We start from the raw sequence: 15,259 nt of genomic DNA on the forward strand, positions 1-15,259 counted from the left end.
TGCCTGCCTATGAGAGGAGTGTCCCCATGGTGGATCAAGCCAGGGCTCGCCGACTCGCCAAGCGGATTTCCGCGATCGTGGCCACCGCGATCGAGTACGAGATCAAGGATCCGCGGCTGCGGTTCGTCACCGTCACCGACGCCAAGGTGACCGGCGACCTGCGCGAGGCGACGATTTACTACACGGTGATGGGCGAGACGCTCGACGCCGAACCCGACTACGCCGCGGCCGCGGCCGGTCTCGACGCGGCCAAGGGTGTACTGCGGTCCAAGGTCGGCGCGGGCACGGGCGTGAAGTTCACCCCGATCCTGTCGTTCAGCCTGGACAAGGTGCCCGACGCGGCGCGTGAGATGGAAGAGCTGCTGGCCAGGGCTCGCGCCATCGACGACGAGGTGGCCAAGGTGGCCGCCAACGCCAAGCACGCCGGTGACGCCGATCCGTACAAGTCCGAACGCGACGACGAGGACGAGTAGGACACCCGCGTGACCAGTGTCCGGGACGGGACCGAACTGGGTGCCGCCGTCGCGTTGCTGGCGGCTGCCCGTTCGGTGACCGTCCTGTGCCATGTGCAGCCCGATGCCGACACGGTCGGTAGCGGGCTGGCCTTGGCGCTGGCTCTCGACCGCCGCGGCGTACCCGTGTGCGTGTCGTTCGCCGAACCGGCCGAACTGCCCGCCTCGCTGCGTACCCTGCCTGGCGGGCAGCATCTCGTCTCGCCCGCGCAGGTTCCGCAGGAGGTGGACCTGCTGGTGGTCGTCGACTGCGGCGCCCGCAGCAGACTCGGCGCACTCGCCGACCGATTATCCGGTGCGGCAACGACTCTGGTGATCGACCATCACCGCGCCAACGACGGTTTCGGCACGGTGGATCTGATCGACGAGACCGCGGCCTCGACCACCGAGTTGGTCACCCGCCTGCTCGACGCGTGGGGTGTGCCGATCGATGCCGCCATCGCGCACTGTCTGTTCGCGGGGCTGGTCACCGATACCGGCTCGTTCCGCTGGGCTCGGCCCGGCAGTCACGCCCTGGCCGAGCGGCTGCTCGCCACGGGCATCGACGGTTCCGAAATCACCCGTTCGCTGCTCGATACGCACCCCTTTACGTGGTTGCCGATGCTGTCGAAGGTGCTGTCCTCGGCGGTGGTCGTGCCCGGTGCGGCGGGCGTCGGCCTGGTGTACGCACTGGTCCGGGCCGCCGACACCCATGAAGTGGGGCCGGAGGAGGTCGAAAGCGTCATCGACGTCATCCGCACCACCGCCGAGGCGGGTATCGCGGCGGTTTTCAAGGAGGCCCGCGGGCAGAACGACCGCTGGACGGTGTCGTTGCGTTCGCGCGACTCGGCTCCCGGGGTGTCCGATGGCGTCGACGTGGCGGCGATCGCGAGCCGTTTCGGTGGCGGCGGGCATCGGTTCGCGGCCGGGTACACGACCTATGGGAGCGCCGAGTCGGTGGTGCGCGCGCTGGTGGACGAGCTCTCCTGACGCACTGGTGTCGTGATCGATGCGCTCGACTTTGTGATGTGGATCAGACGGCCACGTGCGCTGAGATACGGCTATATGCGCTGGCGAGTGGCTACTCGCGCTGACCTCGGCCATGCGCGCCGATGGGCGGTCCGGTGCGCAGATGGGCGGTACGGCACTGCCTGCGCGTCGAGGGCTGTACCTCATCGGATTCGGTGATCTCGCCGATCAGCTGCGCGGCGATCTTGTCGGTGCCTTGTGCCAGTATCTGCGGAACAGTTGCGGGTGGTGGGAGGTTGGTGTGGGGTCGACGGTGTCCAACGACGACGCGATGATCGAAGACGCCGGGCCCCGGCGGATTCTCGGTATCGCGGTGCCGACGCTCGGTGTGCTCGTGGCCGAGCCGCTGTATCTGCTGTTCGATATCGCCGTAGTCGGGCGGCTCGGGGCGCTGGCCTTGGCCGGGCTCGCCGTCGGCGGGGTGATTCTGGGGACGATGAGCACGCAGCTGACGTTCCTGTCCTACGGGACGACGGCGCGGGCGGCTCGGCGCAACGGTGCGGGCGACCGCGCGGGCGCGGTCGAGGAGGGTGTGCAGGCCAGTTGGGTCGGCCTCGGGATCGGCATCGTGATCCTCGCGGTGATCCAACTGTTCGCGGGCCCACTGTGTTCGGTGCTCGCCGGTGGTGGGGAGATCGCCGACGAAGCGCTCGCCTGGGTGCGGATCGCGCTCTTCGGAGTGCCGTTGATCCTGCTGTCCATGGCGGGCAACGGGTGGATGCGTGGGGTGCAGGACGTTCGTCGTCCACTGCTGTATGTCGTTGCCGGGCTGGCTCTTTCGGCGGTGCTGTGCCCGGTGCTGGTGTACGGGTTACTCGGCGCGCCACGGATGGAGCTGGCCGGATCGGCGGTGGCCAACCTCGTCGGCCAAACGGTGTCGGGGGTGCTGTTCGGCTACGCCCTGCTGCGGGAGCGGGTTTCGTTGCGACCACGCCCGTCGGTGATGCGCGCTCAACTGGTCCTCGGGCGCGACCTCATCGTGCGCAGTCTGTCGTTCCAGGTGTGTTTCGTCTCGGCCGCCGCCGTCGCGGCCCGCTTCGGCGCAGCCTCGGTCGCCGCCCATCAACTGGTGCTGCAACTGTGGAATTTCCTCGCACTCACGCTGGATTCGCTGGCCATCGCCGCCCAGACCCTGGTCGGTGCGGCGCTCGGCGCGGGCAACGCACGGGGAGCGAAGGGCATCGCCCGGCGCGTCACCACCTGGTCGGGGATATTCGGACTGGTCCTCGCCGGAATCTTCGCCGCCGGTGCCGGCGTGCTGCCACTGTTGTTCACCGACGACGCGGCAGTGCTCGATCGCACCCATGTGATCTGGTGGTTCTTCGTCGCCATGATCCCGGTCGCGGGCGTCGTCTTCGGCCTCGATGGTGTACTCCTCGGTGCCGGCGACGCGGCCTTCCTGCGCACCGCCACCCTGGCGGCGGCACTCGGCGGATTCCTGCCCCTGATCTGGTTGTCGCTGGTCTTCGACTGGGGCATCGCAGGAATCTGGACCGGCTTGGTCGTCTTCATGCTTGCCCGCCTCCTCGCAGTGGTGGCCCGTGCCCGGTCCGGACGCTGGGCCAAGGTCGGCGCCGAACTCCCACGCGAAGCCGCCTAGCCGTCCGATCAGTCGAGCTGGGCCGCGACGTTTCGAGCCGAATCCGGTTCGTCGGCGGAAATGCGGGTAGTGCCGGTTCGTCGCCGATGGCCTACCGTCGGGTGGACGACTTCGAGCAGACATGGGAGGCGAAACCGGAGTGCACGAGTGGATTTCGAAGGCCGGGCGGGTGATCCTCGCTGGGGTCTTCGTACTGGTCGCGGTGGTCGTCGGGCTGCCCGCGACGGCACAGGCGGCACCCGAGACACCGGGTCGGCTGGTGGCGCACACCGCTCAGCCCGCCGGGTGGGGCGGATGGTCGCGGGCCTCGATCGTCGAATACAGCACCGAGGCGGTCACCGGCGGCACCACGAATTCGGCAGGGCTGCTGTTGCTTCCGGACACACCTGCCCCGGAAGGCGGATATCCGGTCGTCGCCTGGGATCACGGCACCAGTGGCCTCGCGCCGCACTGCGGGCTCACCACGTCCAAGGCGGCGCACGAGCATTCGCTGCTGCAGTCGTTCCTCGACCGCGGCTGGGCCGTGGTCGCTCCGGACTATCTGGGACTTTCGGCCGGCGCGGACACCGTTCACCCCTACCTGCACACTCGCACCGAGGCGACCGCGACCATCGACCTGGTGCGCGCCGCCCAGGCGGCTGAGCCCGATGTGTCGCGCAGCTGGGCTGTGGTCGGTGGTTCCCAGGGCGGGCACGCCGCGCTGGCCACCGGCAATCTCGCCGCCGATTACGCCCCCGAACTCGACTTCCGGGGGACCGTTGCCTTGGCACCGGAATCTCATTTCGAGGAGATCCTGTCCCGGCTGCGCCCCGGCGTCCCGAATCTTCCGGTCGTCGACCGGCTGGTCGGCCCGTTCGCGGGGATGCTCGCCGGGCTGCGCGCCGCCCGTCCGGACCTCGACGTGAACGGCGCGCTCACCGAGCGCGGCCGCCGAGTGGTCGATGCGATCTCGACGAGCTGTGTGCGCGAGTTCGACCGTGCGGCGGGCACCGCCTCGCTCGGGTCGCTGCTGGCCCGGCCGATCACCGAGGGCGGCATCGGCGCGGCCCTGCGCGACTACATGGTGGTGCCGACCGTCGGCTACCGGCAGCCGATCCTCATCGCACACGGTGCCACCGACACGGTCGTCCCGCTGCCGATGACCCTCGCACTGCTGTCGCGCATGCGGGCGGCGGGTACCGACGTGGAGTTCGCCCAGTACCCGGGCGGCCACGAGGAGATCGTCGTGGAATCGCGTGATCGTGTGCTCGACTTCGTCGACGAATTACTGGCCTGACCGGTCCAGCCGGGTGAACCGGCGGGCCGCGAGAGCTAGTCGGGGTCTTTCATCAGTGAGCCCACGGCGATGGCGCCCCCGACCAGCGCGAGCGGGACCAAGCAGAGGAAGCCGAATATGTCGCCTCGCTCGTTGATGTCTTCCTGCTCGTCGCGGTTGTGGCGGGCCGAGTTGTCGGTGACGCAGATGTCATCGGCGTCCATGACCTCGGTGCCGCAGCGGACCCCGGAATCGTCCTCGCTCAGACCCATGAAGGCGATACCGCCGAAGAACACCATGATCGCGATACCGATGACGAAACCCATCACCCGCATCGCCGGAGTCGACCTCTCGGCGGCGGCCGATGTACGAGCGGTCGGGACGGGCGGCATCGGTGGCATCGGCTCGGCCGGCGGCGCCGGTGTCAACGGTTGCGCCTGGGACACCGGCGGCAGCTCGAGTCCTATGTCGCGCGCGAGACCGGTGATCCCGTCGGCATAGCCGTCACCGAGGTGACGAAGTTTCCACCGGCCCTGATGACGGTAGAGCTCCACCGTCCTGACCAGCGTCTCGGCTGTGAAGCCGCTGCTCACCGCGACGAACTCCTCGCCGTCGCCGCGCACGACGCTGCGCACCTCGGTGCCCGCGAACCCTTGCCTGCCCGTGGCCGCGGCCACGACGACCCGCGCGATACCGGGATCGACCAGGGCGGGATCGATGCGCACCGATTCCTCCGTGACTTCGACGGCACCGTCAGCAGACGGGTCCGCGCCGGAAACCACCAGGTCGCGACCGTCGCGCAGGCGACCGTTGACGTCGAGACCTACCGCGAGCACGCGCGGCGGTGGGCCGTCGACCACACCGACCCGGACCTCGACACGCCCGCCGGACAGCACACAGTTGCCCCCTTTTGCCAACAACACCAGATCCCCCGAAGCTCTTGTGGCACAACGCCATGTGCGAAAAGCCTAACCGCTGCGCGCGGCCCCGGCAGGCTGTCTTCCGCAGAACCCGGGCGCCTGTGACCGACGGGGATGGGCAGGTCGAGGGCCGATGTGTCACTGTGGACAGGTGAATCCGAAGTTGTGGGCGGTCAGCGATGTGCACGTGGGGCATCAGGGCAACAAGCCGATCGTCGAGCAGATCCGGCCCGAGTCGCCGGAGGACTGGCTGATCGTCGCCGGTGACGTGGGGGAGAAGGCCGAGGAGGTGCGGTGGGCGCTCGAGTTGCTGCGTGCCCGCTTCGCCAAGGTGATCTGGGTGCCGGGCAACCACGAACTGTGGACCACGCCCAAGGACCCGGTGCAGATGCACGGCGCCGCCCGCTACGACTACCTGGTGGCGATGTGCCGTGACCTCGATGTCCTCACCCCGGAGGATCTGTTCCCGGTGTGGAACGGGCCGGGCGCGGAGAAGTTCGGTGGCAGCGTCACGCTCGCCCCGATGTTCCTGCTCTACGACTACTCGTGGCGGCCCGCCGGCACCGACACCAAGGCCGAGGCGCTCGCGGTGGCCCGGGAACGCAATGTGGTCGCCACCGACGAATTCCTGCTCCACCCGGAGCCGTACCTCACCCGCGACGCCTGGTGCCACGCCCGCGTGCAGTACACCCAGCGCCGCCTCGACGCCCTCGCGCCGGACACCCCGCTGGTGATGATCAACCACTTCCCCCTGGTCCGCCAGCCCACCGACATCCTCTTCTACCCCGAGTTCTCCCTGTGGTGCGGCACCGACCTCACCGCCGACTGGCACACCAGCTACAACGTGGTCTGCTCGGTCTACGGCCACCTCCACATCCCCCGCACCACCCATTACGACGGTGTCCGCTTCGAAGAGGTATCCCTCGGCTACCCGCGCGAATGGAAGCGTCGCGGCATGCCGGACCCGTTGCTGCGCCAGATCCTGCCCGAACCGGTCTACGCCGAGGGCGACCTTAACGCGTGGGGCGGCCATTTCACCGTCACCCCGGAAATGGAAGCCGCAGCCGAAGAGATGCGTGCGAAGGCGGATCGGCGCCGAGGCATCTGAACCGCGGAGTTCGGATTTGCGTAGAACGTCGACCACTGATTTGGTGATGCACATGGGTAACTCATCGGGTACGGGCGAACTTGCCGCTTCCGTCCCGCCAGCCGCCGAACTCGCCGGACAACCACCCAGGTCTGGCCTCGAGTCCCGGGGAGGCGGGTGTGCTTGAGAACATACTGCCGTCCGGTGTCGCTACCTCGGAACTGCTGGCGTATCCGGAGGACCTGAAGGCGCATCCCGCCGAAGAGCACCTCATCGCGAAGTCGGTGGAGAAGCGCCGTCGCGACTTCATCGGTGCCCGGCACTGCGCGCGGCTGGCGCTCGAGGAACTCGGTGAGCCGCCGGTGGCGATCGGCAAAGGGGAGCGCGGTATGCCCCTGTTCCCGCGCGGTGTCGTCGGCAGCCTCACCCATTGCGACGGGTACCGTGCCGCCGCGCTGGCGCATGCGCTGCGGTTCCGTTCGGTCGGTATCGACGCCGAGCCGCACGGTCCGCTGCCCGAGGGGGTGCTCGACTCGGTGAGCCTGCCCGCCGAACGCGAGTGGCTCGCCGGCACACCCGGCGACGGTCTGCACCTGGACCGGCTGCTGTTCTGCGCCAAGGAGGCGACCTACAAGGCCTGGTTCCCGCTGACCCTGCGCTGGCTCGGTTTCGAGGACGCCCACATCACCTTCGAAGTCGATTCCCGCACAGCCGATTCCGCCACCGGGACGTTCCACACCAAGCTGCTCGTCCCCGGTCTCACCACCGACGGCGGAATCCCGCTGACCACGTTCGACGGACGTTGGCTGATCGCCGACGGGCTGATCCTGACCGCGATCGCGCACGGCTGATGGCGGCGCGTACTCCGGCCGTCGATCCGCTCGGCGGGTTGGTGATCGTGGACAAGGACGGCGGCTGGACCAGTCACGACGTGGTGGCCCGCAGCCGGAAGCTGTTGCGCACCAAGAAGGTCGGCCATGCGGGCACCCTCGACCCGATGGCGACCGGGGTGCTGGTGCTCGGCGTCGAACGGGCGACGAAACTGCTCGGCCAGCTGATCCTCACCTCCAAGGCGTACACGGCGACGATCCGCCTCGGTCAGTCGACGATCACCGACGACGCCGAAGGCGAGGTGGTCGCGACGACGCCCGCCACGCACGTCACCGACGCCGACATCGCCGCCGGGGTCGCCGCGCTCACCGGCGACATCCAGCAGGTGCCCGCGACCGTCAGCGCCATCAAGATCGACGGCGAACGCGCCTACGCCCGCGCCCGTGCCGGCGAGGACGTGCAACTGGCCGCCCGCCCGGTGACCGTCTCCCGGTTCGACGTCCTCGCCCGCCGCGAAGCCGGCGACTTCGTCGACCTCGACGTGGAGGTCGACTGCTCCTCGGGCACCTACATCCGCGCCCTCGCCCGCGACCTCGGCGCCGCCCTCGGCGTCGGCGGCCACCTCACCGCATTGCGCCGCACCAGGGTCGGCCCCTTCACCCTCGAACATGCCCGCACCCTGGACGAACTGGCCGCCGCGGCCGAAGCCGAGCAACCGCTGCTCAGCCTCGATATCGACACCGCCGTCCGCACCGCATTCCCGCACCGCGACATCGACGAAGCCCAGGCGAACGACCTGCGCAACGGCCGCTGGCTCGAACCTGTCGGCATCAAGGGCGTCTACGCGGCCATCGACCCCACCGGCCGGGCCATCGCCCTCCTCGAGGAGAGCGGCAAACGCGCCGCCTCGGTCATGGTCGTCCGCCCCCAGGGCATCGGCGACTGATCTCGCCGCAGATGCGTCAGCGGGCGGTCTCGCCGGTGGGGTCCAGGTCGATCCGGATGGTGAGCAGATTCGTACCGAGCAGGCGAACCATCGCACTGTTGACCCGGGGCAACTGCCGCAGCCGGGCGCGCGCGTCGTCGTCGGGGAGCGGTCGAGCCGTTCCCGTGTGCCAGCGGGAACGTAGTTGGAGGCGCACGCGGGGGTCGGCATCGATATTGCGGACGTAGGCCGAGTCGCGTCCGTGATCACTGACCATCCAGAACGTCGAGCCGACGAGACGTCCACCGATCGGCGTGCGCCTGGCCAGTCCTGAGCGTCGGCCGGTTGTCTCCAGTAGTGCGTTGCCCGGAATGCGGCCGACCAGTGGTTTCGCCAACGGATTGGCGAGATAGCGGTGAACCCATGTGACGATGCGTCGCTTGACCTGCGGATACGTCATATTTGCCTACTTTGTCGAGACGGAATGTCTAGACAAGAGTGTTGTCGAGACTGCGCGTTCCGTCAACGGTAGAATCCTCGATGTGGTCTCGAAACCGTGTCGCGTGCACACCGGTCGCAAGCGCAACGACGCGGCGAGACAGGCGATTCTGGATGCTGTGCCTGCCCTGCTGGCCGCCGCCGACGGCACCGACATCACCATGACCGAGATCGCCGCCGCGGCCGGTGTCGGCAAGCAGACGATCTACCGATGGTGGCCCTCTCGCGGCGTGCTACTGCTCGACGCACTGAGCGCGTGGGCGGGCGCCGAAGTTGCCGAACCGTCCGGCGAAACCCTGCTGGAGGACCTCGACACGTTCCTGCGAGCGACCTTCCTCGCCGCGTCGACGCCGCCCGCTCACCATCTGCTGTGCGCGATTCTTGCCGACGCACAACGTGATCCGGAGACGTCCCGACTGCTCGCGGGCTTCGCCGAGACCCGCCGCGCCGCCTTGCGCCGCATCTTCGACCGGGCCCGCGTTCGCGGCGAACTCGCCGACGGTACCGATGTGGAACTGCTGATCGATCAGGCGTTCGGGGTGCTCTGGTACCGGTTGGGTGTGCGCCGTGCACCGCTGACCGCTGAACTGGCAGCCCAGCTCGCTGCCACCTTGGCCGAATGCGCCGCTGATTAGTCACGGGTGTGCGGGATCGCACGGTCGTTCGACGCCCCCGACTGGGTCATGGTCTTGCGCCTCAGGGCATCGGCGACTGATTTCGGCTGTGTCATGTCCTCTGGACGAGGGCTAACGGGGCCGGGACCTCGCTCGATAGCTTCGGTATATAGCCGACGGCGCAGAGGTGGACCATGGGTGCGGTACGGAAAGCCTGGATCGGCGTGATCGCCGGGGCGATGCTCCTGGTTGCCGGATGCGCGTCCGATGAGCCTCGGGTGGTGAACCCTTCGCGCGTGCCGACCACGCCGGCCCAGCCGCCGGTGGCGACGCCGCCTGATGCGGCGATCACTGTGGGGCCGGTCGAGGCGACGACGGGGATGTCCGCCACGCGTACCACCGCCGCGCGGCCGAGTCCGCGGCCGACACCGGCGACGGGAACCATCGTGCTGCGCACCGAAACGGTGTCGGGAATTGCGGTTCCCGATGTGCCGGTGCACCTTTCGCGTCAGGAACCATGCGACCCGGCAGGCCACGACATCCCGGTGGGCGAGACGAGCGAGACCCAGCGGCTCGACGCCGTGACCGACGGCGACGGCCGCGCCGTCTTCACCGTGCCCGTCGGCTGCTACTACTTCGGCATGACCGCCCCCGCCGGCACGAATCCTGTTCCGGAGGGCATGCATTCGGCCTTCCTCAGCACCGCCGGATCAACCGTCGACGGCCTGCTGCGCTTCCAGGACACCGCGGGCCCCTGCCACCCCGACGGCATCTCCGCCGACCTCGGCATGCTCGACAACGCCGCCGTCGTCGACTGCGACGGAACCTGGGCCGTCATCCGCTTCGCCACCCCCGGCGACAACCAGCGCATCATCCGTCGCGTCGACGGCACCTGGACCACCTACGTCCTGTTCCCCCACGAAACCTGCTGGGCCACCGCCGAATCCGACGGCGTCCCGGCCCGGCTCCGCCCCTACTTCACCTGCTGATCAGGCGGTCAGCCAGATGGCTTCGGCCGCGAGGGTGCCCAGTTCGGTGGGGGCGTCGGCGGTGGCGATGCGGACGGCGATGGTGCCGGCGAAGTCGCGGCGTTCGGCTACCTCGATGGGGGTGTCGAGGGCGATGCCGACGGAGTCGAAGTAGCGCAGCATCTCGGGGTCGGAGTCGGAGATGCGGGCGACGCGGCCGGATTCGCCTGCGGCGAAGTCGCTGAGACGGCGGGCCGGGGGAGTGGGGACGGCGCCGTCGACCGAGGGGATGGGGTCGCCGTGCGGATCACGGTCGGGGTGGCCGAGTTTCGCGTCGATGCGCGACACCAGCAGTTCCGACACCGCGTGCTCGAGAACCTCGGCCTCGTCGTGCACTTCGTCCCAGCCGTAGCCGAGTTCGTTCACCAGGAAGGTCTCGATGAGGCGGTGGCGGCGCACCATAGCCACGGCGGCGCGACGGCCGTGGTCGGTCAACGTGATCGCGCCGTAGCGGGCGTGCTCGACCAGGCCCTGGTCGGCGAGTTTGCGCACCGCCTCCGACACGGTCGAGGCCGACACGCCGATGCGCTCGGCGAGCAGCTTGGTCGACACCTTCTCCTGCGACCACTCCTGCGCGGTCCAGATGACCTTGAGATAGTCCTGTGCCACCGCCGACAGCTCGGGCGCGATCGTAGCGGTGACCTCGAGTCCGGCCTCACGTTTACCTGGCACGTTGTCAATGTTAGGCATCCCTGGCCCGAATCACACATCGGCGAACCGGCCACGATCGCATCACACCGGAATTCTGTTCGCGCACCGCTTTGCGTAGGCTTCGCTCTGTGCAGAGATGGCGAAGTCTCGACGACGTGCCCGCGGACTGGGGACGTTGCGTCCTCACGATCGGCGTGTTCGACGGGGTACATCGTGGACACGCGCAGCTCATCAGCCGTGCGGTGGCCGCGGCGAAAAAGCGTGGCGTGCCCGCGGTCCTGATGACGTTCGACCCGCACCCGATGGAAGTGGTGCGCCCCGGTTCGCATCCGGCCCAGCTCACCACCCTCACCCGGCGGGCGGAACTGGCCGAGGAACTCGGCATCGACGTGTTCTGCGTGATGCCGTTCACCCAGGAATTCATGAAGCTCACCCCCGCCGGTTACGTGCACGACCTGCTCGTGGAGCGGTTGCACGTCACCGAGGTCGTGGTGGGCGACAACTTCACCTTCGGCAAGAAGGCCGCGGGCACCGTCGACACCATGCGTGAGCTCGGTGCGCGTTTCGGTTTCGAGGTCGACGGGGTGACCCTGCTCGGTGAGCACGCCGTCACCTTCTCCTCCACCTACATCCGTGCCTGCGTCGACGCGGGCGATATGGCCGCGGCCGCCGAGGCGCTCGGCCGCCCGCACCGCGTGGAGGGCGTGGTCGTGCACGGCGACGGTCGTGGACGTGGACTCGGTTTCCCGACCGCCAACGTCGCCCCGCCGATGCACGCCGCGATCCCCGCCGACGGCGTGTACGCGGGCTGGTTCACCGTGCTCGGCGCCGGTCCGACGATCGGCACGGTCGAGGCGGGCGAGCGGGCGATGGCCGCGATCTCGGTGGGCACCAACCCCACCTTCTCCGGACGCTCGCGCACGGTCGAGGCCTATGTCCTCGACGGTGAGGCCGATCTGTACGGCCAGCATGTGGCGGTCGACTTCGTCGAACAGCTGCGCGGAATGCGCAAATTCGAGTCCATCGACGAGCTGGTCGAGGCCATGGGCCGCGACGTCGAAAATGCCCGCAAGGTACTCACCGCCTCCGAGGTCTGAGGCGGATCCAACCTCCCCCCACCAGTGGGGTAAGGTGGCTCCTCGGGTTTGCTGCGGTCCGCGGTGGCGCCCATCCCGGGTAACCGGACATTCGAGCGCGGAACTGAAAAATAGGAGTCGAGCCACATGGCGCTGACCACTGAGCAGAAGTCGGCCATCCTGGCCGAGTACGGCCTGCACGAGAAGGACACCGGTTCGCCGGAGGCGCAGATCGCGCTGCTGTCGAAGCGGATCTCGGACCTGACCGAGCACCTCAAGCAGCACAAGCACGATCACCACACCCGCCACGGCCTGCTGGCCCTGATCGGTCGTCGTCGTCGCCTGTCGAAGTACCTGCAGGCCAAGGACATCAACCGCTACCGTTCGCTCATCGAGCGTCTCGGCCTGCGCCGCTGATCTGCTACGACACGCCTCCACGCTGAGGCGGTCGGCGAGTAGCCAACAGGAAGAAGTACACTTCTTTCTGTTGGCTATTCGTGTATTCGGAGACCATGGGGTTTCCGGGTGCACTACAACATGTGACAGCCGTGTGCATCCGTCCACGTGGCGTCGGTCTTCGGTAGTGGCCTTTCGGCAGGCGATGTTCTACCGCCGTCGGGCTTCGATCGATGACCGCCACCGCGTCGCCGCTTCCAAGGGGATACGGCCGGGTGCTGCGCGTGACAGCCAGGAGGGTTGTCGCGTGTCCGTGTCCGGTACGGCTGACGAAAAGCTGGTTCGCGCCCATCAGGCGAGTACGCCTGGCATCGGCCGCGCGAATCGGCGAGACGAGAGGTCGAGAGAGAAATATGACGCAGACAACTGAACGTGCATCGACTGCGGTCGAGGTCGAACCCGGTGTTTTCGAATCGGTCGCGCTGATCGACAACGGTAGCTTCGGCACCCGCACCATCCGCTTCGAAACCGGCCGTCTGGCCAAGCAGGCCGCCGGCTCCGTCGTCGCCTACCTGGACGACGAGACCATGCTGCTGTCGGCGACCACCGCCGGTAAGCACCCCAAGGACCAGTTCGACTTCTTCCCGCTGACGGTCGACGTCGAAGAGCGCATGTACGCCGCGGGCCGCATCCCCGGCTCGTTCTTCCGTCGCGAGGGTCGTCCCTCCACCGACGCGATCCTGACCTGCCGCCTGATCGACCGTCCGCTGCGCCCGACCTTCATCGACGGTCTGCGCAACGAGATCCAGGTCGTGGTCACCGTGCTGAGCCTTGACCCCCAGGACCTCTACGACGTGCTGGCCATCAACGGCGCCTCGGCATCCACCCAGCTGTCGGGCATCCCGTTCTCGGGTCCGATCGGTGGCGTGCGCGTGGCCCTGATCAGCGGCCAGTGGGTGGCGTTCCCGACCGTCGAGCAGCTCGAGGGCGCTGTCTTCGACATGGTCGTCGCGGGCCGCGTCACCGACACCGGTGATGTCGCCATCATGATGGTCGAGGCCGAGGCCACCGACAAGGTGATCGCGCTGATCGAGGATGGTGCCCAGGCGCCGACCGAGGCCGTGGTCGCCGAGGGTCTGGAAGCCGCCAAGCCGTTCATCGCGCGCCTGGTCCGCGCCCAGGCCGACCTGGCCGCGCTGGCCGCCAAGCCCACCCAGGAGTTCCCGCTCTTCCCGCCGTACGGCCCCGACGTGTTCGAGGCTGTCGAGGGCACCTCGAAGGTCGAGCTGAACCAGGCGCTGAGCATCGCCGACAAGCAGGCCCGCGAAGCCAAGATCGATGAGATCAAGGTCGAGGTGCTGTCGCGTCTCGGTGAGGACTTCGCCGGTCGTGAGAAGGAGCTGGGTGCCGCGTTCCGCTCGGTCACCAAGAAGCTGGTCCGCCAGCGCATCCTGACCGACGGCTTCCGCATCGACGGTCGCGGCCTTGCCGACATCCGTGAGCTGTCCGCCGAGGTCGACGTGATCCCGCGCGCCCACGGTTCGGCGCTGTTCGAGCGTGGCGAGACCCAGATCATGGGCGTCACCACCCTCGACATGGTGAAGATGGCTCAGCAGGTCGACTCGCTCGGCCCGGAGACCTCCAAGCGCTACATGCACCACTACAACTTCCCGCCGTTCTCCACCGGTGAGACCGGTCGCGTCGGTTCGCCGAAGCGTCGCGAGATCGGCCACGGCGCCCTGGCCGAGCGCGCGCTGATGCCGGTGCTGCCCTCGCAGGAGGAGTTCCCCTACGCCATCCGTCAGGTCTCGGAGGCGCTCGGCTCCAACGGCTCCACCTCGATGGGTTCGGTGTGCGCCTCGACCCTGTCGCTGCTCAACGCCGGTGTGCCGCTGAAGGCGCCGGTCGCGGGTATCGCCATGGGCCTGGTTTCCGACACCATCACCAACGACCAGGGTGTCGACGAGGTCCGCTACGTGGCCCTCACCGACATCCTCGGTGCCGAGGATGCCTTCGGCGACATGGACTTCAAGGTTGCCGGTACCCGTGACTTCGTCACCGCCCTGCAGCTCGACACCAAGCTCGACGGCATCCCCTCGCAGGTGCTGGCCGGTGCGCTGAACCAGGCGCACGACGCCCGCACCACCATCCTGGACGTGATGGCCGAGGCCATCGCCACCCCGGACGAGATGAGCCCGTACGCCCCGCGCGTCACCGCGATCAAGATCCCGGTCGACAAGATCGGTGAGGTCATCGGCCCCAAGGGCAAGATGATCAACCAGATCACCGAGGAAACCGGCGCCAACATCTCCATCGAGGATGACGGCACCGTGTTCGTCGGTGCGACCGACGGGCCGTCGGCCCAGGCCGCGATCGACATGATCAACGCCATCGCCAACCCGCAGCTGCCCAAGGTCGGCGAGCGCTTCCTCGGCACGGTCGTCAAGACCACCGCCTTCGGTGCGTTCGTCTCGCTGCTGCCGGGCCGCGACGGTCTGGTGCACATCTCCAAGCTGGGCAACGGCAAGCGCGTGGCCAAGGTCGAGGACGTGGTCAACGTCGGCGACAAGCTGCGCGTGGAGATCGCCGATATCGACAACCGCGGCAAGATCTCGCTGGTCCCGGTCGAGGACGAGGCCGCCGCGCCCGCCGAGTCGGCCGACACCGAGGACGCCTCCGCCGAGTAACTCTCAGGCACCGTAAGCCCCCCGCCGAGCACGATGGCGGGGGGCTTCGTCGTGTTCGGGGTGTAGTGGCGTGCATCACTCGGATGCAACGGTGATGCAACGTTGGCTCGCCTAGTGTGTCCTGACACAGTACGAATCTGTGGCGGCAGCAGTGACGTAGCCCGTGGGTGC

At 68.3% G+C, this 15,259-nt stretch carries 15 protein-coding genes; 12 read left to right on the plus strand and 3 right to left on the minus strand.

Features of this window, described 5'->3' with window-relative positions:
• Positions 1 to 26: 26 nt before the first annotated feature.
• The 4 genes from rbfA to LDL21_RS14050 all read left to right on the plus strand — a co-directional run bounded on the left by rbfA (position 27) and on the right by LDL21_RS14050 (position 4,396).
• The gene (gene rbfA / locus LDL21_RS14035) at positions 27 to 473 is read left to right on the plus strand and encodes a 30S ribosome-binding factor RbfA (RefSeq protein WP_067492603.1); all 447 of its coding nucleotides are present in this window, start codon (positions 27 to 29) and stop codon (positions 471 to 473) included.
• Between the two features lie 9 nt (positions 474 to 482).
• Positions 483 to 1,481, plus strand: coding sequence for a DHH family phosphoesterase (locus LDL21_RS14040; protein WP_225280426.1), 999 nt, complete (start codon positions 483 to 485; stop codon positions 1,479 to 1,481).
• Between the two features lie 310 nt (positions 1,482 to 1,791).
• Positions 1,792 to 3,120: an MATE family efflux transporter gene (locus tag LDL21_RS14045; protein ID WP_225280805.1), complete on the plus strand. Its 1,329-nt coding sequence runs from the start codon at positions 1,792 to 1,794 to the stop codon at positions 3,118 to 3,120.
• A gap of 139 nt (positions 3,121 to 3,259) precedes the next feature.
• Positions 3,260 to 4,396 carry an alpha/beta hydrolase family protein gene (locus LDL21_RS14050; protein WP_225280427.1) on the plus strand — a complete coding sequence of 379 codons (1,137 nt, stop codon included), beginning with the start codon at positions 3,260 to 3,262 and terminating at the stop codon, positions 4,394 to 4,396.
• Between the two features lie 35 nt (positions 4,397 to 4,431).
• Here the strand turns inward: LDL21_RS14050 and LDL21_RS14055 are convergent, their stop codons facing one another.
• A complete protein-coding gene (locus LDL21_RS14055) occupies positions 4,432 to 5,295 on the minus strand; it encodes a TerD family protein (protein WP_225280428.1) in 864 nt (287 codons plus the stop codon).
• A gap of 151 nt (positions 5,296 to 5,446) precedes the next feature.
• Here LDL21_RS14055 and LDL21_RS14060 point away from each other — a divergent pair, with 151 nt between their 5' ends.
• The 3 genes from LDL21_RS14060 (at position 5,447) to truB (ending at position 8,159) form a co-directional block, all read left to right on the plus strand.
• Positions 5,447 to 6,403 (plus strand): metallophosphoesterase family protein, encoded by a 957-nt coding sequence (locus LDL21_RS14060; protein WP_225280429.1) that lies wholly within the window; start codon positions 5,447 to 5,449, stop codon positions 6,401 to 6,403.
• Between the two features lie 158 nt (positions 6,404 to 6,561).
• Complete coding sequence (npt, locus tag LDL21_RS14065) at positions 6,562 to 7,233, plus strand: 4'-phosphopantetheinyl transferase Npt (protein WP_181696893.1); 672 nt, start codon at positions 6,562 to 6,564, stop codon at positions 7,231 to 7,233.
• Positions 7,233 to 8,159, plus strand: coding sequence for a tRNA pseudouridine(55) synthase TruB (truB, locus tag LDL21_RS14070; protein WP_225280430.1), 927 nt, complete (start codon positions 7,233 to 7,235; stop codon positions 8,157 to 8,159). Before npt ends, truB begins: the two co-directional genes overlap by 1 nt.
• A 16-nt stretch (positions 8,160 to 8,175) precedes the next feature.
• On the opposite strand, the gene LDL21_RS14075 is transcribed toward truB, so the two are convergent.
• Positions 8,176 to 8,598, minus strand: a complete 423-nt coding sequence (locus LDL21_RS14075; RefSeq protein WP_225280431.1) for a nitroreductase/quinone reductase family protein — start codon at positions 8,596 to 8,598, stop codon at positions 8,176 to 8,178.
• Positions 8,599 to 8,680: 82 nt separating this feature from the next.
• Here LDL21_RS14075 and LDL21_RS14080 point away from each other — a divergent pair, with 82 nt between their 5' ends.
• Both LDL21_RS14080 and LDL21_RS14085 read left to right on the plus strand, forming a co-directional pair.
• Entirely contained in the window at positions 8,681 to 9,271 is a 591-nt protein-coding gene (locus tag LDL21_RS14080; protein WP_225280432.1) for a TetR/AcrR family transcriptional regulator, read from the plus strand.
• Positions 9,272 to 9,444: 173 nt separating this feature from the next.
• Positions 9,445 to 10,239 carry a hypothetical protein gene (locus LDL21_RS14085; protein ID WP_225280433.1) on the plus strand — a complete coding sequence of 265 codons (795 nt, stop codon included), beginning with the start codon at positions 9,445 to 9,447 and terminating at the stop codon, positions 10,237 to 10,239.
• Here the strand turns inward: LDL21_RS14085 and LDL21_RS14090 are convergent, their stop codons facing one another.
• The gene (locus LDL21_RS14090; RefSeq protein WP_225280434.1) at positions 10,240 to 10,968 is read right to left on the minus strand and encodes a metal-dependent transcriptional regulator; all 729 of its coding nucleotides are present in this window, start codon (positions 10,966 to 10,968) and stop codon (positions 10,240 to 10,242) included.
• 89 nt (positions 10,969 to 11,057) lie between these two features.
• On the opposite strand from LDL21_RS14090, the gene LDL21_RS14095 reads away from it, so the two are divergent.
• From LDL21_RS14095 to LDL21_RS14105, 3 genes are all read left to right on the plus strand, one after another.
• Complete coding sequence (locus tag LDL21_RS14095) at positions 11,058 to 12,026, plus strand: bifunctional riboflavin kinase/FAD synthetase (protein WP_225280435.1); 969 nt, start codon at positions 11,058 to 11,060, stop codon at positions 12,024 to 12,026.
• A 126-nt stretch (positions 12,027 to 12,152) separates the two neighbouring features.
• Positions 12,153 to 12,422, plus strand: a complete 270-nt coding sequence (gene rpsO / locus LDL21_RS14100) for a 30S ribosomal protein S15 (RefSeq protein WP_067492627.1) — start codon at positions 12,153 to 12,155, stop codon at positions 12,420 to 12,422.
• Between the two features lie 392 nt (positions 12,423 to 12,814).
• On the plus strand, positions 12,815 to 15,088 hold the full coding sequence (locus LDL21_RS14105) for a polyribonucleotide nucleotidyltransferase (RefSeq protein WP_181696899.1): 2,274 nt from the start codon (positions 12,815 to 12,817) through the stop codon (positions 15,086 to 15,088).
• Positions 15,089 to 15,259: the final 171 nt, after the last annotated feature.

Origin of the sequence: Nocardia rosealba (genome assembly GCF_020216065.1) — a bacterium.
In the GTDB taxonomy this organism is placed as follows: Bacteria; Actinomycetota; Actinomycetes; order Mycobacteriales; family Mycobacteriaceae; genus Nocardia; species Nocardia rosealba.